Source organism: Marmoricola sp. URHA0025 HA25 (assembly GCF_054059435.1).
In genome coordinates, this window is sequence record NZ_JBSSCD010000001.1 from 4,258,667 (window position 1) to 4,279,590 (window position 20,924).

General features: G+C 71.2%; 18 protein-coding genes and 1 tRNA gene. 7 read left to right on the forward strand and 12 right to left on the reverse strand.

Annotated elements, in window-relative coordinates:
• Positions 1-140: 140 nt before the first annotated feature.
• The 7 genes from pknB to ACVW00_RS20975 are packed head-to-tail and all read right to left on the reverse strand — an operon-like array spanning position 141 to position 8,772.
• Complete coding sequence (gene pknB, locus ACVW00_RS20945) at positions 141-1,904, reverse strand: Stk1 family PASTA domain-containing Ser/Thr kinase (protein WP_457112829.1); 1,764 nt, start codon at positions 1,902-1,904, stop codon at positions 141-143.
• Positions 1,905-1,919: 15 nt separating this feature from the next.
• Positions 1,920-3,239 (reverse strand): serine/threonine protein kinase, encoded by a 1,320-nt coding sequence (locus ACVW00_RS20950; protein WP_457112830.1) that lies wholly within the window; start codon positions 3,237-3,239, stop codon positions 1,920-1,922.
• Complete coding sequence (locus tag ACVW00_RS20955) at positions 3,239-4,726, reverse strand: peptidoglycan D,D-transpeptidase FtsI family protein (protein ID WP_457112831.1); 1,488 nt, start codon at positions 4,724-4,726, stop codon at positions 3,239-3,241. The genes ACVW00_RS20950 and ACVW00_RS20955 overlap by 1 nt, the downstream gene beginning before the upstream one ends.
• The gene (locus ACVW00_RS20960; RefSeq protein WP_457112832.1) at positions 4,723-6,129 is read right to left on the reverse strand and encodes an FtsW/RodA/SpoVE family cell cycle protein; all 1,407 of its coding nucleotides are present in this window, start codon (positions 6,127-6,129) and stop codon (positions 4,723-4,725) included. Before ACVW00_RS20960 ends, ACVW00_RS20955 begins: the two co-directional genes overlap by 4 nt.
• Entirely contained in the window at positions 6,126-7,574 is a 1,449-nt protein-coding gene (locus ACVW00_RS20965; RefSeq protein ID WP_457112833.1) for a PP2C family protein-serine/threonine phosphatase, read from the reverse strand. Before ACVW00_RS20965 ends, ACVW00_RS20960 begins: the two co-directional genes overlap by 4 nt.
• Positions 7,571-8,059, reverse strand: a complete 489-nt coding sequence (locus ACVW00_RS20970) for an FHA domain-containing protein FhaB/FipA (RefSeq protein WP_457112834.1) — start codon at positions 8,057-8,059, stop codon at positions 7,571-7,573. The genes ACVW00_RS20965 and ACVW00_RS20970 overlap by 4 nt, the downstream gene beginning before the upstream one ends.
• On the reverse strand, positions 8,059-8,772 hold the full coding sequence (locus ACVW00_RS20975) for an FhaA domain-containing protein (protein ID WP_457112835.1): 714 nt from the start codon (positions 8,770-8,772) through the stop codon (positions 8,059-8,061). The genes ACVW00_RS20970 and ACVW00_RS20975 overlap by 1 nt, the downstream gene beginning before the upstream one ends.
• A gap of 124 nt (positions 8,773-8,896) precedes the next feature.
• On the opposite strand from ACVW00_RS20975, the gene ACVW00_RS20980 reads away from it, so the two are divergent.
• Positions 8,897-8,980 (forward strand) — tRNA-Leu (locus ACVW00_RS20980).
• Positions 8,981-9,027: 47 nt separating this feature from the next.
• Here ACVW00_RS20980 and ACVW00_RS20985 read toward each other — a convergent pair.
• Complete coding sequence (locus tag ACVW00_RS20985) at positions 9,028-9,705, reverse strand: hypothetical protein (RefSeq protein WP_457112836.1); 678 nt, start codon at positions 9,703-9,705, stop codon at positions 9,028-9,030.
• A gap of 276 nt (positions 9,706-9,981) precedes the next feature.
• On the reverse strand, positions 9,982-10,734 hold the full coding sequence (locus ACVW00_RS20990) for a hypothetical protein (protein ID WP_457112837.1): 753 nt from the start codon (positions 10,732-10,734) through the stop codon (positions 9,982-9,984).
• Between the two features lie 40 nt (positions 10,735-10,774).
• Here ACVW00_RS20990 and ACVW00_RS20995 point away from each other — a divergent pair, with 40 nt between their 5' ends.
• A complete protein-coding gene (locus tag ACVW00_RS20995) occupies positions 10,775-11,212 on the forward strand; it encodes a pyridoxamine 5'-phosphate oxidase family protein (protein WP_457112838.1) in 438 nt (145 codons plus the stop codon).
• Positions 11,213-11,261: 49 nt separating this feature from the next.
• On the opposite strand, the gene ACVW00_RS21000 is transcribed toward ACVW00_RS20995, so the two are convergent.
• Entirely contained in the window at positions 11,262-11,570 is a 309-nt protein-coding gene (locus ACVW00_RS21000; RefSeq protein ID WP_457112839.1) for a GNAT family N-acetyltransferase, read from the reverse strand.
• Between the two features lie 26 nt (positions 11,571-11,596).
• Complete coding sequence (locus ACVW00_RS21005; protein ID WP_457112840.1) at positions 11,597-13,342, reverse strand: sulfatase-like hydrolase/transferase; 1,746 nt, start codon at positions 13,340-13,342, stop codon at positions 11,597-11,599.
• A 195-nt stretch (positions 13,343-13,537) separates the two neighbouring features.
• On the opposite strand from ACVW00_RS21005, the gene ACVW00_RS21010 reads away from it, so the two are divergent.
• The 5 genes from ACVW00_RS21010 to ACVW00_RS21030 all read left to right on the forward strand — a co-directional run bounded on the left by ACVW00_RS21010 (position 13,538) and on the right by ACVW00_RS21030 (position 20,057).
• Positions 13,538-16,297 (forward strand): ExeM/NucH family extracellular endonuclease, encoded by a 2,760-nt coding sequence (locus ACVW00_RS21010; protein ID WP_457112841.1) that lies wholly within the window; start codon positions 13,538-13,540, stop codon positions 16,295-16,297.
• 100 nt (positions 16,298-16,397) lie between these two features.
• Entirely contained in the window at positions 16,398-17,939 is a 1,542-nt protein-coding gene (locus tag ACVW00_RS21015) for a fatty acid desaturase (protein WP_457112842.1), read from the forward strand.
• Positions 17,936-18,130, forward strand: coding sequence for a ferredoxin (locus ACVW00_RS21020; RefSeq protein ID WP_457112843.1), 195 nt, complete (start codon positions 17,936-17,938; stop codon positions 18,128-18,130). Before ACVW00_RS21015 ends, ACVW00_RS21020 begins: the two co-directional genes overlap by 4 nt.
• Before the next feature lie 32 nt (positions 18,131-18,162).
• A complete protein-coding gene (locus ACVW00_RS21025; RefSeq protein WP_457112844.1) occupies positions 18,163-18,801 on the forward strand; it encodes a TetR family transcriptional regulator in 639 nt (212 codons plus the stop codon).
• Between the two features lie 35 nt (positions 18,802-18,836).
• Entirely contained in the window at positions 18,837-20,057 is a 1,221-nt protein-coding gene (locus ACVW00_RS21030; protein ID WP_457112845.1) for a M15 family metallopeptidase, read from the forward strand.
• Positions 20,058-20,070: 13 nt separating this feature from the next.
• Here the strand turns inward: ACVW00_RS21030 and ACVW00_RS21035 are convergent, their stop codons facing one another.
• Positions 20,071-20,829, reverse strand: coding sequence for an ABC transporter permease (locus ACVW00_RS21035; RefSeq protein WP_457112846.1), 759 nt, complete (start codon positions 20,827-20,829; stop codon positions 20,071-20,073).
• Between the last annotated feature and the right edge of the window lie 95 nt (positions 20,830-20,924).

The following is a 20,924-nucleotide window of genomic DNA, read 5'->3' on the forward strand; positions in this document are numbered from 1 at the left end:
GTTGGGAGGTCTCGACTGATCGCTCGCTGCGCTCGCTGCTCGACCATCCGGTGTTTCGGGGTCTCGACTGATCGCTCGCTGCGCTCGCTGCTCGACCACCCGGTGGGCCGGGCGCGCCGCTCGGCCACCGGCACCGCTGGCTACGGGGTCGGTGTCCCCGTCGGGGTGTCGGTCGGTGTCGGCAGCTCGGTGGGCGGCGGCTCGTAGGTGGAGACCAGGATCGTGATCGTCGTGCCGGCGTTCTGGTTCGTGCCGGCCTGCGGGCTCTGCCGCGTCACCGTGCCCTTCGGCTCGGTGCTGGCGGTGTCCGGCACCGAGTCGACCTCGAAGCCGGCGGTCTGCAGGAGCTTGGTCGCCTGCGTCTCGGTCTTGCCCACCACGTCGGGCACCGCCTTGGGGCCCTTCGAGACCGACATCGTGACCACGCTGCCCGCGGAGACCTGGCTGCCGACATCCGGGGCCAGGGCCACGACGTTGTCCTTGGCCTCGTCGGAGTCGACCTCCTTGAGCCGCACCTTCAGTCCGAGCTCCTCGAGCTGGGCGCGGGCGCTGTCCTTGTTGTCGCCGACGACATCGGGGATCGTCACGTCCGGCTTGCCCGAGGACACCACGAAGTCCACCGCGGAGTCGGGGTCGACCGAGGCGTCGGCGTCCGGGGACTGGCTGATCACGCGGCCCTTCTCCACGTCGGCGCTCGCCGCCTGGGTGACGTCACCGACGGTGAGTCCGTCCGCCTCGATCGTCCGCTGCGCCTGGTCCTGCGTCATCCCGACGACGGTGGGCACCGGGATCTGGTCGTTGCCGCCGCCGATCAGCTTCGGGCCGAGGATCGCTGCCGCCGCGACGATCGCGGCGATGAGCAGGCCGAGCAGGATCAGCGGTGCGGTACGACGCCTCTCGGGCGGCCGGTCGTCGTAGCGGCCCTGCGGCACGACCGCGGTCGCCGCGGTGTCGTGGACCGGCGGTCCGACCGGAGGGATGAAGGCGGTCGCGGTGTCCGCGGCGACCGGCGGGGCCTGGACGGGCCGGCCGGCGAGGAACCGGTCGATGTCGTCCTTCATCGCGGCAGCGCTCTGGTAGCGGTCCTCGACCCTCTTGGCCAGGGCCTTCATCACGATCGCGTCGATCTGCGGCGGGAGGTCGGCGTCGAACGACGACGGCTGCGGCGCCTGCTCGCGGACGTGCTGGTAGGCGACCGAGACCGGGCTGTCACCGACGAACGGCGGCCGCCCGGTGAGCAGCTCGAAGAGCAGGCAGCCGGTGGAGTACACGTCGGAGCGCGAGTCGACGGTCTCGCCGCGCGCCTGCTCCGGCGAGAGGTACTGCGCCGTGCCGACCACGGCTGCCGTGGCGGTCATCGTGCTCTGTGCGTCCGAGACGGCGCGGGCGATGCCGAAGTCCATCACCTTCACGTCGCCGGCGGGCGTCAGCATCACGTTGCCGGGCTTGATGTCGCGGTGGATGATCCCGGCGCGGTGGCTGTAGTCGAGCGCGGAGAGCACGCCCGAGGTGATCTCGAGCGCCCGCTCGGGAAGGATCTTGCGGCCCTCACGGAGGATGTCGCGCAGGGTGCGCCCGGCGACGTACTCCATCACGATGTAGGGCTGGGAGACGTGGGTGCCGTCGGAGGCGGGCTCCTCGCCGGTGTCGTAGACCGAGACGATCGCGGTGTGGTTGAGCGAGGCCGCCGACTGTGCCTCCCGGCGGAAGCGGGCCTGGAAGCTGGCGTCGCTGGCGAGGTCGGTGCGCAGCCGCTTGACGGCCACGGTCCGGCCGAGCCGGACGTCGGTGCCCTTGCGGACCTCGGCCATGCCACCGCGTCCGAGCAGCTCGCCGAGCTCGTAGCGGCCCCCGACCCGGTGCGGGACCGGAGCCTGCCCCTGCCCGGTTGGAGTCTCAGCCATGACGGTGTCCCCTCATCAGTGTTTGCCCTTCCCCTTGCCCTTGCCGCCCTTGCCCGGGCCGGAGTTGTCCTTGCCCCCGTCCGCCGTGGGCGCGGGCCCCAGGACGTCCAGCGTGATCGTCGTGCCCACCTTCACCGGCCCGGCCGGCCGCACGGCGCTGACCGTGCCGGCGGGTTGCCCGCCCGGGTTGGCGACCTTGTGCACGGTGGTCACGAGTCCGAGAGTGGTGAGCTCCGCCCTCACCGTCGCAACCGGCTTGCCGAGGTAGCGGGCCGCGTCGACGTTGACGGTCGCCGGCGCGGACGGCGAGGCCCCAGCCGTGCTCGGCGAGGATCCCGGAGGCGGCGTGTCCGTCCCGCTGCCGTCGTGGAGCGCGGTGGCCACGAGCGCGATCGCGATGACGAGGGCCAGCGCTGCGCCGACGGCCCAGAGGACGCGCTCCCGACCGGCGGGAAGCCACCTGCCCAGCGGGGCGGGCGTGGGCGCCGGGGTCGCGACGGGCGCCAGCGGTGCGCTCAGCACCATCGTGTGCTCGGGCGCGACCGCACGAAGCGCTGCGGCGAACGCGCTGGCGTCCGGGTAGCGCTCGTCGGGATCCTTCGCGAGGGCGCGGCGCGTCACCGCGGCAAGCTCCCCGGGCACCTCGGCCGGGAGCTCCGGCACCGGCTCGCGGACGTGGGCCAGGGCGACAGCCACCGGGGTGTCCGCGACGAAGGGCCGCCGTCCGGTCAGGCACTCGAAGAGCACAGCACCGAGCGCGTAGACGTCGCTGGCGGCCGTCGCCGCGTGTCCTTCGGCCTGCTCGGGCGAGAGGTACGACGGCGTGCCGAGCACCTGGCCCGTCTCCGTCAGTGCCAGGCCGTCGCCGGCCCGGGCGATGCCGAAGTCGGTGATCTTCACCGTGTCGTCGGCGGTGACCAGGAGGTTGCCCGGCTTGACGTCGCGGTGCACGAGACCGGCGGCGTGGGCGACGGCGAGTGCGTCGGCGGCCTGCCGGACGAGCTCGCGTGCGCGCTCGGGCTCCAGCGGTCCGGCGGCCACCAGCTCGGACAGCGGCTGGCCGTCGACGTACTCCATGACCAGGAACGGCAGGCCGTCCTCGACCTCGCTGTCACCGAAGTCGAACACGGTCGCGATGCCCGGGTGCTGAAGCCCGCCGGCGCTGCGGGCCTCGCTGAGGAAGCGCGCGCGAGCTCCGTCGTCGTCGGCGAACTCCCGCTTGAGGTACTTGACCGCGACGTCGCGGTGGAGCACCTCGTCGTGCGCGAGCCAGACCTCACCCATGCCGCCGGTGGCGATCCGGTGGAGCCTGGTGTAGCGGTCGGTGCTGGTCATCACGGGTTCAGCACCGCTTCCATGACGGCCTTCGCGATCGGCGCGGCGAGCCCGTTGCCGGAGATCTCGCCGCGGTCGACGCCGGCGTTCTCGACCAGCACCGCCACCGCCACGCTCGGGTTGTCAGCCGGGGCGAACGAGACGAACCAGGCATACGGCGGCCGGTCGGCCGCGCTCTGCGCCGTGCCGGTCTTGCCGGCCACCTGGACGCCCGGGATCTGGGCGTTCGTGGCGGTGCCGTTGTCCACGACGGCGACCATCATGTCGGTCAGCTTGCGGGCCGTCGCCGCAGAGACCGCGTTGGGGGTCAGCGCCTGCGGGTCGGTCTTGTCGAGGACCTCGAGGTCGTTGGAGCGGAGCTCGTCGACGAGGTAGGGCTTCATCACGGTGCCGTTGTTGGCGATGCCCGCGGCGACCATGGCCATCTGCAACGGCGTCGCGGCGACGTCGAACTGGCCGATCGCCGACAGCGCGGTCTGCGGCGCGTCGGGGTTGTCGGGGAACCGGCTGGCAGCCTGCCGGGTCAGCGAGTCGTCCAGGTCGTAGAAGTAGCGCTGGCCGAACCCGAACTTCTCCGCCTGCTGCCGCAGTGCGTCGGCGCCCACCTTCAGGCCGACCGCGCCGAACGACACGTTGCAGGAGACCTGCAGGGCCCGGGTCAGGGTGATCTTGTCGCCGCCGCAGGAGCCGCCGCTCTCGTTGACCAGGTCCTTGCTCGTCTGCGGCAGGTCGAGGCTCGCTCCGCCCGGCACCATGGTGTCCGGCTCGTACTTCCCGCTCTCGAGCGCCGCGGCCGCCGTGACCAGCTTGAAGGTCGAGCCCGGGGGCAGCACCGTCTCGATGGCCCGGTTGTTCAGCGGCTGGAGCTGGTTGTCGAGCAGGTCCTTGTGCTCGTTGTTGACCCCGACGAAGTCGTGGCTGGCGAGCCGGTTGGGGTCGTACGTCGGGCTGGAGACCATCGCGAGCACCTTGCCGGTGCTCGGCTCGAGTGCGACCACGGCGCCCCGGACGTTGGTGCCGAGCGCCTTCAGGCCGTCGTACGCGGCCTTCTGCGCCTTGGCGTTGATGGTCAGGCCGACGCTCCCGCCCCGCGGGTCCTGGTTGCCGAGCAGGTCGATGACGCGGTTGACGAACAGCTTCGAGTCGTCGCCGGAGAGGATGGAGTTCTGGGTCGCCTCGACGCCGCCGAGGCCCCAGTCGCGCGAGAAGAACCCGGTGATCTGGGCGTACTGCCGGCCCTGCGGGTAGACCCGCTGGTACTTGTAGTCGTCGTCGGACTTGACGCTGTCGGCGATCTCCTTGCCCTTGACCAGGATCGCGCCGCGCGGTCGTGAGTACGCCGCGTCGAGCACCCGGCGGTTGTCGGGGTGCTTGCTCAGCGAGGTCAGTGAGTCCGCCTGCCAGTACTGCAGGTAGGTGACGTTGATCAGCAGCGCCAGGAACAGGGCCAGGCAGCCGATCGCCAGGTTGCGGATCGGACGATTCATCGCAGTCTCACCACCTGGGTCGCGTCCATGTCGTCCGGGGTCGCGCTGACCTCCGGCGGTGGTCGGCGGGCCTGGTCGGAGACCCGCAGGAGCAGCGCGACGATCGCCCAGTTGGCCACGAGGCTCGACCCGCCGTACGACAGGAACGGCGTGGTGAGACCGGTGAGCGGGATGAGCTTGGTGACACCGCCGACGACGACGAACACCTGCAGCGCGAACACCACCGCCAGGCCGGCCGCGACCAGCTTGCCGAAGTTGTCGCGGCAGATCAGCGCGGTGCGCAGGCCGCGCTCGACGAGGATGCCGTAGAGCACGACCACCGCGATCAGGCCGGTGAGGCCGAGCTCCTCGCCGATCGAGGAGGCGATGAAGTCGGAGTAGCCGAACGGGGTGATCTGCGGGCTGCCCTGGCCGAGCCCGCGGCCGGTCAGGCCGCCCCAGGCCATGCCGTACATGCCCTGGACGATCTGGTAGCCCTGGCCCTCACCGAACGGGTCCAGCCACACGTTCACGCGCTCGGTCACGTGGCCCACGAAGAGGAAGCTGAAGTACGCCCCGGCCAGGAACAGGCCGCCCCCCACGACGAGCCAGCCGGGGCGCTCGGTGGCGACGTAGAGCATGACCAGGAAGATCCCGAAGAACAGCAGCGAGGAGCCCAGGTCGTTCTGGAAGACGAGGATCGCCAGGCTGACCAGCCACATCGCGAGGATCGGGCCCAGGTCGCGGCCGCGCGGCAGGTCGACGAACAGGACCCTCCGGCCGGCGAGCGCGAGCGCGTCGCGGTGGAGCACGAGGTAGCCGGCGAAGGCGATCACCAGCAGGACCTTCGCGATCTCGCCGGGCTGGAAGCTCAGCGAGCCTAGGTGCACCCAGATGCGGGCGCCGTGGATCTCACGTCCGATCCCCGGCACGAGCGGCAGCAGCAGCAGCACGATCGAGCTGAGGCCCGAGGTGTAGGTGAAGGCCTGCAGCCGTCGGTGGTCACGGAGCACGACGAGCACCGCGACGAAGAGCACGACCCCGAGCGTCATCCAGACCAGCTGGGTGCGGGCGGTCGGCGCCTTGTCGGGCTGGGCGAGGTGGATCCGGTAGATCATCGCCAGGCCGAGGCCGTTGAGCGCCGAGACGATCGGCAGGATGATCGGGTCGGCGTACGCCGCGCGCAGCCGGATCGCGACGTGTGCGGCGACGACCAGGATCGCGAGCCAGGTGCCGTAGGCCATGATGTCGGCCGGCACCGCTCCGTCGACGCCGAGACCCACGGCGGCGTACGCGCCCAGGCCGACGAAGAGGCTCAGCACGAGCAGGAAGAGCTCGGCACCCCGCCGGCGGCGGTGGACGAACTCCATCAGCGGCCCGGGCTTCGCCTCGCCGCCACGGGGGCCGGTGCGGGTCGCGCTCATGGCGTCGCACCCGGGGTGGACGGGGTCGTGCCCGGGGTCGTGCCCGGGGTCGTGCCCGGGGTGGCGCCCGGCGTGGTGCCGGCAGTCGCCCCCGGAGTCGCACACGCGGCGGGCACGGAGGGCGTCGCCGTGGGCGTGGGAGTCGGGGTGGGCGTGGGCGTGGGTGTCGGGGTGGCCGTCGCCCCGCGCTTCTTGTGCTTGGTCGGCGTCGCGCTGGGCACGGGTGGGGTCGTCGGCTCCGGGCAGTCGACCTTCAGGTCGGCGACGATCCGCCGGGCGTCCTTGAGACCCTCGGCGCTGATGCCGCTGCGGACCCGGCCGGCGTCGTAGGACTGCAGGTCGCCCACGGCGAGGTCCGTGCGCTCGGCGACGTGATGGGTCTTCACCCCGGGGAGCTCGACCTTGACGCCCTTGAAGATCACCACGTCGCCGCCGTCGTCGGAGACGTAGTACTGACCCTGCGACCACGAGTACGCCGCACCCGCACCGAGCCCGAGCAGCAGCACCAGGACGGCCAGGACGACCACTCGACGCGCCCAGCCGAACCGTCGCGGCGGCTGCGGGGCGTAACGGAGCTCCTCGGGATCCACGTCGTCGGGCTCGTCGTCGCTGTCGCCGAGGATCGCCAGGTCGCCCTCGGTCAGGTTGCCGGTGGAGTCGGTGGCGAGGTTGCGATGAGGCGCGGTGGCGGCCGCGCCGACCACGACGGCGTCCGCCTCGGCCCCAGGGCCGTCCCCTACCTCAGCGACGACCACGGTCACGTTGTCGGAGCTGCCTGCCTCGAGGGACGCGCGGATCAGTGCCCCCGCGGCCTCGTCGAGCGGTCCCTCGGCGAGCAGCGCGGCCATCTCGGACGGCTCCAGGACACCCGAGCAGCCGTCGGAGCACAGCAGGACGCGGTCGCCTGCCTGGAGTGGTACCGAGAACAGGTCCGGCTCGGGCTCGTGCACTCCGTCGACGGCCTTCAGGATCAGGTTGCGGTGCGGGTGGACCCGCGCCTCCTCCTCCGTGATCCGGCCCTCGTCGACGAGGCTCTGCACCAGGGAGTGGTCAGTCGTGAGCCGGCGCAGGTCACCGTCGCGGAGCAGGTAGCCGCGGCTGTCGCCGGCGTGGCCGACCTGCAGCTGGGCGCCGTCGAACACCGCAGCCGTCACCGTCGTGCTGGTGCCGTCGAGCTCGGGGTGCGCCTCGACGATCTCCGCGAGCCGGTCGTGCGCGAGGTGGATCGTCGCCGCCAGCTCGCTGAGCGCGTCGTCCCCGGGAGGTACGTCGAGCTTCCTGATCGCGTCGACCGCCGCGCTGCTGGCGATGTCGCCACGGGCGGCGCCGCCGACGCCGTCCGCGATCACCAGCAGGTGCGGGCCGGCGTACCCGGAGTCCTGGTTGTCGCGCCGGACGCGCCCGACGTCGGAGAGCGCGGCGAAGACGAGATGGAGCTGGGTCACTTGCGCAGCTCCAGGATGGACTTCCCGATCCGGATCTGGGTGCCGAGGGCGATCGCCGTCGGCTGCGAGATCCGGGCGTTGCCGACGTAGGTGCCGTTGGTCGAGCCGAGGTCCTCGACGTACCACTGGTCGCCGGAGGCACCGATGCGTGCGTGTCGGGTGGAGACGTAGTCGTCGTCCAGCCTGATCGCCGCGTCGTTGCCGCGGCCGATCAGCAGCGGCGCCTTGTCGAGGGTGACCACCTCACCCTTGTTGCCCCCTTCGACGATCGCCACCGCCGTCGGCGTGCCGCGCCGGGCCTTGGCGGGCTTCGACCGCGTCTTGGCGGCGGCCTTCGCCGCCCGGCGCTCGCTGCCCCGGCCGCCCTCGCGGGCCACTCGCGCGCCGAACATGTCCGACCGGATCACCGAGATGGCAGACAGCACGAAGATCCACAGGATCGCCAGGTAGGCGAACCTGATCAGGACCAGCGTCAGCTCCGACATCAGGCGTCAGTCCTCTGGTGCAGGGTCAGGGTGGTGTTGCCGATCCGGATCTCGGCGCCGTCGGCGAGGGTCGCGTCCTCGACGCGCTTGCCGTTGACCAGCACGCCGTTGGTCGAGCCGAGGTCGTGCACGCTGACCCGTGGGCCGCTCGCGTCGTCGGTCACGCGGAACTCCACGTGGCGCCGCGAGACGCCCGGGTCGTTGACGCGCAGGTCGGCGTCGTTGCCGCGACCGACCACGATGCCGGGGGGTGAGAGCGGCAGCCGCTCACCGTTGATGTCGAGGGTCGCGGTGGCCCGGCGTACCTGGGTCTCGCTGGGGTCCGGACCGGCCTGGCTCACCCGGGCGACCGCCTTGCTACGGACCCGGAACCTGCCGGTGGTGAGGTCGTCGGCCGACTCCAGCGTGATCGTCACCGGACCGGTGAACACGTAGGACTGGGTCGCTGCGTGCTCCTTGAGTGCAGCGACCAGCTCCTGGTCGAGCGTCGTGCCGAGCCCGAGGAGCCGGTCGTGGTCGGGCGACGAGAGCTCGACGTGGAAGTCGTTGGGCACGATCCGCCGGTCACGACTCAGGATCTGCGCCGAATTGTCGACCTCGCGTGCCAGTGCCGCGGAGATCTCGACCGGCTGCACCGCGCTGCGGAAGGTGCGGGCGAAGATGCCGGAGATCAGCTGCTCCAGGCGCTGCTCGAAGCGCTGCAGGCCACCCACGCCCTCACCTCCTCGCCTCGTCCCGGTCTCACGTCCCCGCCGATGCTATCGGGACGGGTCCGGTGTACCCCCGCGGCCGGTTTGGGCACGTCTGCGGCCGTGGGATAGCCTGAGCCCGCTTCACGCGCGAGTGGCGGAATAGGCAGACGCGCACGGTTCAGGTCCGTGTGCCCGAAAGGGCGTGGGGGTTCAACTCCCCCCTCGCGCACGTGACGAGGCCCCGGTCGAGACGACCGGGGCCTTCGCCTTCTCCGCTCAGCCGCTGGACCTGCTGGTACGCCGACCCTGGTGGACGAGCGCCGTTCCGAGGCCCAGCGCCACGAACGCGGCGATCGCCAGCCCGAGCAGTGCCTGACCGGCACCGGTGTCCGGGAGGATGCCGGCAGCAGCGCTGGTGAGCGGGGCGCTGGTTCCGAACACTCCGCGCACGACCGTGTCGCCGGTGTGCGGCGGGCTCACGAGCGTGTCCGGCACCACGACCGGCGCAAACGCCTGCTGGTCCTGGTCGACCGAGTCCGTGCCCGTCGGGGAGTCGTCGGCCTTCGGCCGGCAGTGCCCCGGTACGCCGACTCCGTTGTTGTCGTCCTCGCAGTCGACGTCGTTGCCCGACCCGTTGTTGCCGTCCTGGGCGGTCGTGTCGACGCCGCCGGTGCCGCCGGGCTGGTCGACCCCGCCGTTCGCCATGCCGTCGGGGTCGGCCTGGGCCTGGAAGTCGTTCGGCCGCGGCAGGCTCACGTCCGAGCCGCCGCCCCGGGCCGCGGCCGCGCCTGCGCCGCCGTGCGCGCTGTGCTGGTGCAGCGACTTGCGCCCTGTCCCCTGCGCCTTTCCCTGGGTGTTCCCCTGGCCCTTGTGGGCCTGTCCCTGCGCAGAGTGACTGTCGCCGTTGTCCGACTGTGCGCCGAAGGCCGGTGCCCCGACCACGGCCGATGCCAACACGAGCAGTGCGGCTCCGACCCACACGAGCGACGGCCCGCCGGCTACCTTTCGATGTTCCCCACGATGTGCCCCATGCATGACCACTCCGTTCCTTTCAGCCCGTGCTGGCGAGGGCTGGGATCGGTGTCCAGTGGTCTCGGGCAAGGGCTTCGATGAGACTCTGTGATGGGTCGAACCGTGGGGTCGGTCGAGAGGTCACGCTCCCTCGGATGTGGCATGAATCACTGGAATGAGCGGGCCTCTTCTGGGCACCTCTGCCAGTTTGGGACAGCCTCAGACCGACGAGGGGGCTTCCTGGATCGGCACCAGGTCGTAGCGCGCCGTGAACTTCCGGGTCGGGTCCAGCACCGTGATGAGCGCGAGGAGCGCACCGTGGATCTCGATCAGCCGGTGGTGCTGTCCGGCGGCGACCAGGACGAGGCCGCTGTCGACGGGGTGGAACCAGCGCCGGAACTCCGGGTCCTCCCGGTAGCGCCGGGAGAACGCGGCGTACCCGTCGACGTGCGGGAGGCGCGCACCGGTGCCGTCGACCGCGTCCCAGGAGAACATCAGCTCGCCGATCGCGCGCTGCTCGACCTGGTAGAAGAGGAAGCCCTCCTCGTGGTCGGTCCGGCGCATGATCTGACGGACGTGGTCGATCGCGTGGATGACGACCGCGTCCCGGTCGCCCGCGCCGCTCGAGGTGAGCACCGCCTGGCGCCGGGCCTCGACCCAGCCGAAGTAGTGGGCGAAGAGGAACGCCGTGCTGGTCTCGGCGTAGTCGCCGTGGCTCTGGTACCGCTCGACGATGCCGACCCATCCGGTGCTGACGATGTTGTAGATCCGTGACTGCAGCTCCGCCGCTGCCTGTGCCAGCGGCTCGTAGACGCGGCTCGCTGCCTGGAGGGCGGACCGTTGCTCCTCGCGCTGGTCCCGCTCTGCGTCGAGCTCGTGGCTGAGCCGCACCGTCCGGGCGGAGAACCAGCCCGAGACCACGACGCTCAGCACGCTCAGCAGCATCGCTGCGATCGCGAGCGCGCTCTCCATTCGGAGATGCTATGTCGCCGGCAGGCACGAGAATGGCCGAATGAGCGAGCCCGAGGTGCTGCCGCAGGACAAGTGCCTGGAGCTGCTGCGCAGCGCCATCGTGGGCCGGGTCGCGTTCACGGTGCCGGAGGGTCCGCGGATCATCCCGGTCAACTACACGACCGTGGACGACGCGATCCTCTTCCGGACGACGGCCGAGAGCCTGCTCGGCCGGCACGCGGCAGGGCCGCTCGCCTTCGAGATCGACCACGTCGACTACGCCGACAAGAAGGGCTGGAGCGTGGTGGCGACCGGCGTGGGCGAGCTGGTCGACGACGTGCCGGGCCTGGCCGAGGGACACGCCTTCTGGAACCCGAAGCCGTGGGCGGGCGGCAGCAACCGGCTGCTCTACGTGCGCCTTCCCTGGACCGAGGTCAGCGGGCGCCGGCTCGGCGGTGGCTGGACCCACGACAACGAGCTGCCGGTACGCCGGCGCTGAAGGCCCTCAGAGCGCCAAGCCGACGCCGTCTTCTCCTCCGGGCCGAAGCTCAGGGTCCTTCGCCGTCGCCGTGCCGGCGGACCAGGTCGGCGTACTCGGGGTGGTCGTCGATCCAGCCGTGGATGAACGGGCAGACCGGGACGACGTCACGCTCGCCCTTCGCCCGCACGTCGTCGAGCGCGAACCGCGCGATCGCGGAGCCCACCCCGTGGCCCTTGTACGCCGGGTCCACCTCGGTGTGCGTGAAGACGATCGACGACCGGGTCAGGTGGTACTGGGAGAACCCGGCCAGCTCGCCGTCGACGCGCGCCTCGTAGCGGTTCTGCTCGGGGTTGTCCGTCACCGCGACCTCGCTCATGCCGACAACCTATTGGACCCGCAACCTCAGCGGTCGTAGTAGTCCCGCTCCTGGACCCGGGCGTTGCGGTACTGCCCGTCGAGCCAGTCGGGAGTGGTCCACAACGAGCGCGGGAGCGGCACCCTGCACTGGTCGCCACGGCAGGCCTTGTACTGGTCCCACAGCGCCATCAGCTGGCGCTGCACGGTCGCGTAGGCCGGGTCGTCCCACACGCTGGCGAGCTCGTTCGGGTCGGCCATCAGGTCGTAGAGCTCCGCGTCCCCGTTGGCGTAGCGGACCAGCTTGTAACGCCCGGTGCGCAGGCCCGAGGTCGTGAACCCGTCCGGCACGCCCGAGCCGCGGTGGCGGTGTACGTCGGTGATCAGGCCCTCGGTGACCACCGGCACGGTCCAGGGCTGGTCGGGGCCGGTGATCTCCGGCAGCACCGAGGCGCCGTCCATCGCGGGCAGCGGACGGGCGCCGGCCAGGTCGAGGATCGTCGAGGTGAGGTCCATCGTGGTGATCGGGTGGTAGCGCACTCCGTGGCCGATTCCCGGGCCCGCGACCTGGAGCGGCACGTGGATCACCGGCTCGTGCGCCTTGATCTTGCCCTCCCGCTGCCGGTGCTCGCCGAGGTAGTAGCCGTTGTCGGAGGTGAACACGATCACCGTGTTGTCGTACTCGCCGGTGTCCTTCAGCTTCTGCACGATCTTGCCGAACTCCACGTCCCACGCGTAGATCGACTCGGCGCGCTGCCGGGCCACGTCGCGCAGCCGGGTGATCTCGGCCGGCACCATCTCGCGCCACTTGCGGATGTTCTGCGGCTTGTCGGACACGTCGGCCTCGGACGGCCCGTGCAGCGGCTGTCCCGGCGCATGGGTGATCTCCTGGTCGAAGCGGCCCTTGACCCAGTCGGGACGCGCCGGGGTCGGGAACTGCTGCAGCCAGTACCTCGACTCCCGGTACGGCGGCGGGTCGTCGCTCTCGACCGGGTCGCCGATGTGCGGCGCGACGGGCGTGACCCACATGAAGAACGGCTTGTCGGCGCGGTGGTACTTCCCGATCAGGCCGCGCACCTCGTTCCCGATCACCGTCGAGGAGTACTGACCGGTGTGCGGCACGGTCCGGCCGTTGACGTTCTGGGTGAACGCGAAGTAGTTGTAGGTGTTGCCCCAGTTCGGCGAGCTTCGTGCGAACGGCGTCTCCAAGCCGACCATCCAGTCGGTCCACCCGGCCGGCACGTAGTGCTCCGAGGGACCGCCGGTGACCTTGGAGGGCTGGTCGCCGTACCGGTTGAGGTACTTGCCCACCAGTGCCGTCCGGTAACCCGCGCGCTGCATCCGGCCGGCGATCGTCAGGTGGTCGTCGAGGGCGCCGAAGCCGTAGGGCGCCAGGTGGTAGAGCACGCGGTGGTTGTGGGCGTACTTGCCGAGCAGGAAGCTGGCCCTCGCCGGGCAGCACAGCGGGTACGGCGAGAACGAGTTGCGGAAGTCCAGGCCGCGGTCCAGCACGTAGCGCTCGGCGTTCGGCGCGTACTTGAGCTCGTCGGACCGCATGTCGTCGAGCATCACCACCAGGATGTTCGGCCGGCCCGGCGGCGCGGGAACCTTGACGGTCCGCCCGTGCGGGTGCGCGCCGGGCGGGGGCACCCGGACCACCGGCGCCGCTGTCGACGCGGGCGAGGAGTCGGGCCGGGCGTTGAACACGACGACGGCACCGAGAGCGACCAGCACCACGAGGCCCGCGACCAGGTAGGTGCGGGCGCGCGTGATCTGGGACCCCCGACGCGTCACGCTGCATGAGAACACGGCGGGTGCACCTCTCGGACCGGATTCGCGAAAGTCTAGTGAGCAAGTAGACATTAGCGCATCGACGAGCGGCCCCTGATGTTCATGCGCGTTCTGCAGACATCGGCGCCCGGCACGGGATAGGAAGGACCCCAGGCGCCGGCATCCCGGGGGCGTCGATCTTCTCGAGGAGACTTCCGCATGCCGCAAACCGTCCTTGCCACGACCCTGCGAGCAGCGATCGCCCTCGCGCTCGCCTCGACCGGCACCGTGGCACTCGCCGCGGGATCGGAGGCGTCGACCGCGGGCGATGCCGTCGTGATCTCCGAGGTGTACGGCGGGGGCGGCAACACCGGCGCGCCGTACCTCAACGACTTCGTCGAGCTCTACAACCCGACCGACCACGCGATCAGCCTGGCGGGCATGTCGGTGCAGTACCGCTCGTCGTCCGGCCAGCTCGGCGGCCTCACCGCCCTGTCGGGCTCCGTGCCGGCCGGCAGTCACTGGCTGGTGCAGGAAGCTGCTGGCTCCGGCAACGGCGTCGCGCTGCCCACCCCGGACGCGACCGGCACGCTTGCGATGTCGGCCACCAACGGCATCGTGGTGCTGGCGCAGTCGACGGTGGCCGTCGTCCCCAGCGACCCGTCCGTGCTCGACCTCGTCGGCTACGGCACCGCGACCGCCTTCGAGACCGCGGCCGCATCGGCGCTGAGCAACACGACGTCGGCGAGCCGCAACCCCGCCGGCAAGGACACCGACAACAACGCTGCCGACTTCACCGCCGGGGCACCCGCCCCGCAGGCGGTCGGCAGCGTCGACCCGGTGCCGACCTGCTCGGGCACGATGGCGATCGCCGAGATCCAGGGCACGTCTGCCGCGAGCCCCTGTGTCGGCGACACCGTCACGACCGAGGGCGTCGTCACCGCGACCTACCCGACGGGTGGCTTCAACGGGTTCTACGTGCAGACCGCCGGCACCGGTGGCGACCTCGACCTCGCCCAGCACACTGCGTCCGACGGGATCTTCGTGTTCTCCGGCGCCGGAGCCGCGGCGGTCCACGCCGGTGACCACGTTCAGGTGGCCGGCAAGGTCTCGGAGTTCGCCGGGCTCACCGAGCTCGCGCCCGCCTCGGCCACTGGCGTCACGGTGCTCGCGACTCCTGCAGCCGCCGTGAAGCCCGCCGTCGTGGCGCTGCCCGGCTCGGCGGCGCAGCGCGAGTCGCTCGAAGGCATGCTGGTTTCGCTGCAGGGGCCGTTCACCGTCTCCGACAACTACAGCCTCAACCAGTACGCCGAGATCGGGCTCGCCGCCGGCACCGAGCCGCTGTGGCAGCCGACGGAGGTCGCCGACCCGCACGACGCTGCCGCGATCACGGCCGTGGTCGCCGACAACGCGGCGCGCAGCGTCACCCTCGACGACGGCTCGAGCCTGAACTACCTCACGTCGGGCAAGAACTCCCCGCTCCCGTGGCTGACCCAGGACCACCAGATCCGGGTCGGCGCCCCGGCGACGTTCACCGCGCCGATGGTCCTCGACTACCGCAACTCGCTGTGGAAGCTGCAGCCCACCGGCCAGCTCACCGGGTCCGGAGAGCCGCCGGTCTCCTTCGGCCACTCCCGCACCGACGGTCCCGGGCCCGTGGGCGGCGACGTGCAGATCGCGTCCTTCAACGTGCTCAACTACTTCCCCACGACCGGCGCGGACTGGGTCGCCGCCGGCGGCTCCTGCAGTTGGTACGACGATCGCGCCGGCAACCACGTCACCGTGAACGACTGTGGTCCCACCGGCCCGCGCGGTGCCGCCGACGCCGCGAACCTGGCTCGCCAGCAGGCGAAGATCGTGAGCGCGATCAACGGCCTGGGCGCCGACGTGGTGTCGCTCGAGGAGATCGAGAACGCCGCGAAGTTCGGCGAGCCGCGCGACGCCGCGGTGAGCACCCTGGTCGACGCGCTCAACGCCGAGGCGGGTGCCGGCACCTGGGCCTTCGTGCCGACGCCCTCGACGATCGGCGACCAGGCCGACGAGGACGTCATCCGCACGGCGTTCATCTACCGCACCGCGGTCGTGGCGCCGGTCGGCGAGTCGGTCGTCGACGACGCACCGGCCTTCGACCTCGCGCGCGACCCGCTGGCACAGGTCTTCCAGCCGGTCGCGCGGACCAGCGCCTCGAGGTTCCTGGTGATCGTGAACCACTTCAAGTCCAAGGGCTCCGGCCCGGACGACGGCACCGGCCAGGGCAACTCCAACCCGCAGCGCGTCGCCCAGGCCCACGAGCTGGTCTCGTTCGCCGACCAGGTGAAGGCTGCCGCGGGCACCGACCGCGTGTTTCTCTCCGGGGACTTCAACGCCTACACCGAGGAGGACCCGATCAAGGTCCTGCGCGACGCGGGCTACACCGACATCGGCTCGCACGAGTCGCCCGGGGAGCACACGTATCTCTTCGGCGGCGTGGTCGGATCACTGGACCACGTGCTCGCCAACCAGGCCGCACTCGACACCGTCACCGGCGCCCACGTGTGGAACATCAACTCCGTCGAGCCGGTCGCGCTCGAGTACAGCCGGTTCAACGACAACGCCACCGACTTCTACGCCCCCGACCCGTTCCGTGCCTCCGACCACGACCCGCTGCTCGTCGGCCTCGACACCAGCGCGGCCCCGGTGGCGACCACCACCACGGCCACGGTGAGCCCCGACCCGGTGCTCACCTCGAACAAGAGCGCCCTCCCGGGCGTCGTCACCATCCAGGTGAGCTCTCCGCGCGACGTGGTCTCCGGCGGCACCGTCGAGGTCTACGACGGGTCGACCCTGGTCGGCTCGGCCACGGTCTCGGCCACGGCGGCAACGAGCATCACCCTGCCGGCGTACAAGCACAAGGGCGTGCACACACTGACGGTGCGCTACCTCGGCACCGGCCTGTTCTCGCCGTCGGCGACCACGGTGACGTTCGAGGTGGGCAAGTAGCGCTTTACAAGTCACACCCTCTTGTCAAATGGCTTTACATTCCGTACCGTCTTGTCAAGTGGCTCGACCCTCCCCGGGCCACCGGCGGAAGGAGAGCCCGATGGCCACTCGACAAGGCAGCGACATCGCGAACTCGACGGTCCCCGAGGGATCGACCGATGCGTGGCGCGACCGGAAGCGCTACCTGTGGCTGATCGGCCTGGTCGTGCCGAGCCTGGCGTTCGTCGCCGCGGCGGTCTACATCGTCACGGGCGTCGGCGCGATCCTGTGGATCGGCCCGATCATCATCCTCGGGGTGGTGCCCGCGATCGACCTCATCGCCGGGCTCGACCGCTCGAACCCACCGGACGACGCGATCGAGGCTCTGGAGAAGGACAAGTACTACCGCTGGATCACCTATCTCTTCCTGCCGATCCAGTACGCCGGCTTCGTCGGCGCCTTCGCGGTGCTGGCCGGCGAGAACCCGGCCGGCTGGGTGGTCAACCTGCTCGGGCTGCACGACTGGGGGATGGGCCTGCCGTTCGCCGACCGGCTGATGGGCGAGGACCTCGGGCTCGACGTGGTCGACAAGATCGGCCTGGCGATCTCGATCGGCGCGATCGGTGGCATCGGCATCAACACCGCCCACGAACTGGGCCACAAGCGCGAGGCCAATGAGCGCTGGCTGTCCAAGATCGCCCTCGCGCAGAGCTTCTACGGGCACTTCTACATCGAGCACAACCGGGGCCACCACGTCCGCGTCGCCACTCCGGAGGACCCCGCGTCGAGCCGCTTCGGCGAGAACTTCTACCAGTTCTGGCCGCGGACGGTCGGCGGGTCGCTGAGGAGTGCGTGGAACCTGGAGCGGAAGCGCTACGCCCGCAAGCACACGCACCCGTTCCACCTCGGCAACGACGTGCTGAACGCGTGGCTGATGTCGGCGGCGCTGTGGGGTGCCATGGTCGTTGCCTTCGGCTGGGGCATCGCGCCGTACCTGGTCATCCAGGCGATCATGGGCTTCAGCCTGCTCGAGGTCGTCAACTACATGGAGCACTACGGCATGCTGCGCCAGAAGGTCGGCGTCGGCGACCGGCAGCGCTACGAGCGGGTGGACCCCTCGCACAGCTGGAACTCCAACAACATCGCCACCAACGTGCTGCTCTACCACCTGCAGCGGCACAGCGACCACCACGCGAACCCGACCCGGCGCTACCAGACGCTGCGCGACTTCGAGGAGTCGCCGGTGCTGCCGACCGGGTACGCCGGAATGATCGTGCTCGCGCTGTTCCCGCCGGTCTGGCGCCGGGTGATGGACCCGCGCGTGGTCGCGCACTTCGGCGGCGACCTGACCCGCGCGAACCTGCAGCCACGCAAGCGCGCCCGGATCCTTGCCCGCTACGGCCTCACCGACACCGAGAAGGCCAGGCTGGCCGCCATCAAGGCGGCAGACGACGCCGCGGCTGCCAAGGCGGCCGAGGTGCTCGCCGCGCGCTGCCCCGGGTGCGGCTTCGTCTACGAGGTCGCGGCCGGGTGCGAGCACGAGGGCTTCGCCGCCGGCACCGCCTGGGCCGACATCCCCGACGACTGGTGCTGCCCCGACTGTGGCGTGCGGGAGAAGGTCGACTTCGTGGCCTTCGACCCGGCTCGCGAGGGCGCCCGATGAGGATCGTGGTCGACCGTGACCTCTGCGACGGCCACGGCATGTGCGAGGCGATGGCGCACGAGCTCTTCGAGCTCGACGACGACGACGTCATGACGGTGCTCGACGAGTCTCCACCGGAGTCCCAGCGCGCGGCCGTCCACGCGGCGGTCCAGGCGTGCCCGGCGCTCGCGCTCAGCCTGCAAGACTGGTGATCCTCGGAGGTCGGACGAAGGAGGGCGGATCGATGGCGGTGACACCACGGCCCGCCCTGTCCGCGCTCCTTGGCGTCGGTGAGGCGGGCGGCCAGCCGGGCAGTCAGCCAGGCAGCTGGCGCGACCGGCTGGTCGAGCAGGCCGCCGACCTCACCCGCTCCGGCGGCTGGGCGGCGATCACGATGGCCAAGCTGGCCGACCGGGTGGGCGTGAGCCGGCAGACGGTCTACAACGAGATCGGCTCGAAGCGGCAGCTCGCCGAGGCGATGATCATGCACGAGCTCGAGGTGTTCCTGCGGGCCGTCGACGCGGCCTTCGAGGAGCACCCCGACGACCTGGGCGGAGCGATCCGCGAGGCGTCGGCCCGGGTGCTCGAGATGGCCGCGGGCAACCCGCTGCTGCACGCCGTGCTCTCGGCGAGCCACGGTGCGGAGAGCGACCTGCTCCCGCTGCTGACCACCCAGGTCGAGCCCCTCATCGAGGCCGCCCACGGGCTGGTGCGCCGCCACCTGGACACCTACGACCACGGCCTCGACGAGCACCGCGTCGACCCGCTGGTCGACATGGTGATCCGTCTCGTCCTGAGCCACGTCACCGCGCCCAGCACCTCACCGCGCGAGACCGCCGACAACATCGCCTGGATCGCAGAGCGGGTGCTCAGGCGTCGATAGCATGGAGCCTCCGGGGACCTGGGGGTCGGAGGGACATGTCGGTCAACGCCGTACTCAGCGCGTGCGTCCTGGCACTGGTCGCTGCCCTCGGCCTGACCGGCTGCGGTGGAGCGGCGGTCACCCCTCCGCAGGGCGCCGGGTCGCCGACGAAGCCGGCACCCACCCGCACCGACGTCCCCGCCGAGCTCCGTGACGTCGCGATGCCGCGCCCGGGCACGGTGAAGACCCCGCTGTTCACCCAGGACCTCCTGGTCTACAGCCAGGACCCGCTGCCCGCGGGCGTGGTCGACGCGATCAAGGCGGTCAAGGGTGTCCAGGCGGGCGAGCAGTTCTCGATGGCGTCGTTCTACGTCGAGGAGCAGGAGGTCCGGTACGCCGCGGTCGACCCGGCCACCTTCCGGCGCTACCTGCCGGCCCCCGTCGCCCAGGACGCCGAGATCTGGGACCGCATCGCGGACGGCGAGATCGGGATCGCGCCGTCGATCCACGACGCGGTCGCCCTCCACGACGACAGCGTGCGGATGGGCAACGGCCAGGACGCACCGGCACTCCACGTCGGCGCGCAGGCCCAGTTCAACGAGCCGTTCAACGTGTCCTTCGTCAAGGCGGTGGTCAACGAGCGCTGGGCCTCGAAGCTGCACATGCAGGAGGGCAACGCCCTGCTGGTCTCCACCGGCAGCGTCGACCCGGGCAAGATCAGCGCGCAGGTGCAGGCGCTGGCCGGTGACAAGGCGACGGTCCAGATCCTCGGCCCGGGTCGCAACCTCGACCCGCACGCCGCGTTGACCGCGGTGCTCACCGGCGGCTCGGTGGCGCAGGCCGTCGGCTCGTTCACCTACACCGTCAACTCCGACGGCTCGGTCAACCCCGACCAGCGCTGGATCCAGCAGTACATCCGCACCGAGCAGGTGCCGATCCTGGGCGCGGTCCGCTGCAACAGGGCGATGCTTCCGCAGCTGCGCGCCGCGCTGACCGAGGTGGTCAGGCTGGGCTACGCCTCACTGATCCACCCCGGCGAGTACGGCGGCTGCTACGTGCCGCGCTACATCGGCCACGACCCGTCGCAGGGCCTGTCCTTCCACACCTGGGGCACCGCCATCGACCTCAACGTGCCGGGCAACCAGCGCGGCACCGCGGGCACGATCGACCGGCGGATCGTCGCCATCTTCAAGAGGTGGGGCTTCGAGTGGGGCGGCACCTGGCGCTACACCGACCCGATGCACTTCCAGCTGGCGCAGATCGTGGCGGTGCGCTGAGGCCTGCGGGCGCTCAGTCGATCAGCGCGACCCGCAGGTCGGCCGGCAGCAGCCGCCGCGCCGCGATCAGCCGTTCGGCCACGGCCACCGTGATCGTCTGCGCGGCCATGATCCCGAACAGCACGAGCGCCTGGGCGGTCGCGGCCTGCACCGGGCTGCCGCCACCGAGCATCACCCCGATGAATGCCCCGGGCAGGGTCACCACGCCCGTCGTCTTCACCTGGTCCAGGCCCGGCAGCAGGGCCTCGGGAGCGCGCCGGTGGATCGACTCGGTGATGGCCTGGGCCGGCAGCAGCCCGAGCGAGAGGCAGGCTTCGTACTGGGACTTCTCCTCGCGCAGTGCCGCGAAGGCGCGACGACCCACCAGCGTGTGCCCGGTCATCGCGTTGCCGACCACGATGCCGGCGATCGGGATGATCGCGATGCCCTCCCACGGGATCGCACCGGTGGCGAACACCACCGCGAGCACCGGAGCGACCCCGGCGGCCATCGCCAGGGCCGCCCACGGCCACGCCCGCAGCGCCTCGACCCGCCGGCCCGTGGTCAGCACGCCCATCGCGAACATCACCGCCACCAGCAGCCACGACAGCGCGAGGTTGCCGACCACCGCCTTGATCAGCAGCGCGACGACCCCGAGCTGCACCACCGACCGGAGCGCGGCGACCAGGGAGGGCACCTCGAGCCCGTAGTCGGCGACCCGGTGGGCGAGGAGCGCCATCGCGAGCAGCACCACCAGGGCGAGCGCGACCGGCCAGCCGGGGTCGATGTTCACCCGCCCAGCCTGCCAGTCCTGGCGCCCCTCTGGCCCGATCAGGGTCGCTGGACCGCCATCTACGGGACCATCGGCCCTCACGATCACCCCGGCCG

Coding starts and splice junctions, on each gene's coding strand:
- ACVW00_RS21015 (WP_457112842.1), top strand. CDS start 16,398: ATGGCCACTCGACAAGGCAGCGACATCGCGAACTCGACGGTCCCCGAG.
- ACVW00_RS21020 (WP_457112843.1), top strand. CDS start 17,936: ATGAGGATCGTGGTCGACCGTGACCTCTGCGACGGCCACGGCATGTGC.
- pknB (WP_457112829.1), bottom strand. CDS start 1,904: ATGGCTGAGACTCCAACCGGGCAGGGGCAGGCTCCGGTCCCGCACCGG.
- ACVW00_RS20970 (WP_457112834.1), bottom strand. CDS start 8,059: ATGTCGGAGCTGACGCTGGTCCTGATCAGGTTCGCCTACCTGGCGATC.
- ACVW00_RS20990 (WP_457112837.1), bottom strand. CDS start 10,734: ATGGAGAGCGCGCTCGCGATCGCAGCGATGCTGCTGAGCGTGCTGAGC.
- ACVW00_RS20995 (WP_457112838.1), top strand. CDS start 10,775: ATGAGCGAGCCCGAGGTGCTGCCGCAGGACAAGTGCCTGGAGCTGCTG.
- ACVW00_RS21010 (WP_457112841.1), top strand. CDS start 13,538: ATGCCGCAAACCGTCCTTGCCACGACCCTGCGAGCAGCGATCGCCCTC.
- ACVW00_RS21000 (WP_457112839.1), bottom strand. CDS start 11,570: ATGAGCGAGGTCGCGGTGACGGACAACCCCGAGCAGAACCGCTACGAG.
- ACVW00_RS21025 (WP_457112844.1), top strand. CDS start 18,163: ATGGCGGTGACACCACGGCCCGCCCTGTCCGCGCTCCTTGGCGTCGGT.
- ACVW00_RS20950 (WP_457112830.1), bottom strand. CDS start 3,239: ATGACCAGCACCGACCGCTACACCAGGCTCCACCGGATCGCCACCGGC.
- ACVW00_RS20960 (WP_457112832.1), bottom strand. CDS start 6,129: ATGAGCGCGACCCGCACCGGCCCCCGTGGCGGCGAGGCGAAGCCCGGG.
- ACVW00_RS21030 (WP_457112845.1), top strand. CDS start 18,837: ATGTCGGTCAACGCCGTACTCAGCGCGTGCGTCCTGGCACTGGTCGCT.
- ACVW00_RS20955 (WP_457112831.1), bottom strand. CDS start 4,726: ATGAATCGTCCGATCCGCAACCTGGCGATCGGCTGCCTGGCCCTGTTC.